This is a genomic window from Pseudomonas sp. MF06569 (assembly GCF_059862735.1).
In genome coordinates, this window is record NZ_JCBCUZ010000069.1 from 1 (window position 1) to 2,010 (window position 2,010).

Sequence of the window (2,010 nt, forward strand, 5' to 3'; positions counted from 1 at the left end):
GTTGCCAGCTTGTCGGTACTGGCGGGCATGACCGACGCCATCGGCTTTCTGGCCACCGGTGATTTTGTTTCATTCATGAGCGGCAACACCACGCGCCTGGCGGTCGCCATAGGCGAGGGCGACGTGAGTCTGGTGGTGCGTCTGTTGTTTGCGGTGCTGGCGTTTATTGTCGGCAACGCCCTCGGGGTGTTGCTGGCGCGCTGGGGCGGGCGACGTGCGTTGCCGTTGATGCTGGTGATCGCAGGCTTGTTGTGTACCGCGGCGTTGCTGCCGTTTGCCACGCAAGTGCCGGCGTTGCTGGCGGCCATTGTGGCGATGGGCATGCTCAATGCGGCGGTGGAGCAGGTTAACGGGCTACCGGTGGGGCTGACCTATGTGACCGGGGCGTTATCGCGTTTTGGCCGGGGGGTGGGCCGCTGGCTGCTGGGCGAGCGACGCAGCGGCTGGCGAGTGCAGCTGGTGCCCTGGACCGGGATGCTGTTGGGGGCGGTACTGGGGGCGCTGCTGGAAACACGGTTCGGGCTCAAGGCGATGCTGTTCAGTGCCGGTTTTGCCGCCGTGCTCGGGCTGCTGTCGTTGAGAATCCCGCGCCGCTGGCAACGCGATTACATGCCACGCTAAACGCCCGTTTTTCTTCGCTCACGCTGCGCGTAAACTGGCCCGGCGCATCAGGGGATGTTCTCGATCAGTTTGTGCGGCGCGCAAACTGATCGAGAACGCCCCCTGGCATGCCCAACCCGCCAACAGGAGTCGTTGTGTCCAAGTCAGTCGATGACAATTCATCCCTTGAGTCATTCTCCATTGAGAGTCCTGCGCCGCTGTACGCGCGCGTCAAACAGGCCATTGCGCAAAAAATCCGTTCGGGCGCCTGGCTGCCCAACTCCAAGCTGCCCTCCGAGAGTGAGTTGCTTACCCTGTTGGGCGTGAGTCGCATGACGATCAATCGCGCACTGCGTGAGCTGACCATCGAAGGGCTGCTGGTGCGCATGCAAGGGGTGGGGACATTTGTTGCAGTGCCCAAAGGCAATGCGGCGTTGTTCGAGATTCATAACATTGCCCAGGAAATCGCCGACCGTGGCCACGTGCACCGCTGTGAAGTGATCGTGCTCGAAGAAGTCCCGGCCAAGGTCACGCCTGTGCTGCCATTTGCACTGGACGGTATCAAGCGGTTCTTCCATTCGGTGATGGTGCATTACGAAAACGATGTACCGGTGCAGATTGAAGAGCGCTACGTGAATGCCGAGATCGCACCTGAGTACCTGCAGCAGGATTTCACCCGTACCACGGCCTATGCCTACCTGATGAACCTCGCGCCATTGACCGGCGGTGAGCATGTGGTAGAGGCCATTCATGCCAAATCTGCAGAGTGTCGCCTGCTGCACGTCAAGCGAAACGAGCCTTGCCTGCTCATTCGCCGCCGCACGTGGGCGGCTCAAGGGATGGTGGGGTGTGCCCGCCTGGTGTACCCGGGCACGCGCTATCGCCTGCAAGGCCAGTGCGGCAACTGAGGGGTCGCTGATAGCGGGTAACGATGTGTTACTCGCGTTACTTTTGGTGCATTTTTGTTACCTTCCCGCCTGTTGATGCACAAAGTTGCGGCAACTTGATGCAGCTTTTTCGTGCGACATATTCTTTTCGCAAAAATTGAAAATTTTTTAACTATCTGATTTGTAACATTTTTCCATAGGAAAAACAGGCCGTTGGCGCATTGCCGTTTATGTGTTGGCCCTTCGCTTGCATTCACTTGTACATACAGGCTGGTATAAGTGCGCACCTGCCGCACTGCACCGTATGACGTTGATGCTTTTTTATGAAGGACTGCCCATGACAACTGCCCATGACCGTCACCGTGAAGGTGAAATCCGCGCCGCCCGTGGCACCCGGCTCACTGCTAAAAGCTGGATGACCGAAGCGCCGCTGCGGATGTTGATGAACAACCTCGACCCGCAAGTGGCCGAGAACCCGACCGAGCTGGTGGTGTATGGCGGTATTGGCCGGGCAGCGCGTAAC

The 2,010-nt window shown here is 59.1% G+C and carries 2 protein-coding genes and 1 pseudogene; all 3 read left to right on the forward strand.

Annotated features, from left to right (window positions below):
* The coding region (locus tag AC19YQ_RS24875) for a YoaK family protein (RefSeq protein WP_500596181.1) at positions 1 to 621 on the forward strand (621 nt) is incomplete at its 5' end.
* A gap of 134 nt (positions 622 to 755) precedes the next feature.
* Positions 756 to 1,508: a histidine utilization transcriptional repressor HutC gene (hutC, locus tag AC19YQ_RS24880; protein ID WP_133078497.1), complete on the forward strand. Its 753-nt coding sequence runs from the start codon at positions 756 to 758 to the stop codon at positions 1,506 to 1,508.
* Positions 1,509 to 1,824: 316 nt separating this feature from the next.
* Positions 1,825 to 2,010, forward strand: a pseudogene (locus tag AC19YQ_RS24885) (urocanate hydratase); the annotation flags it as partial.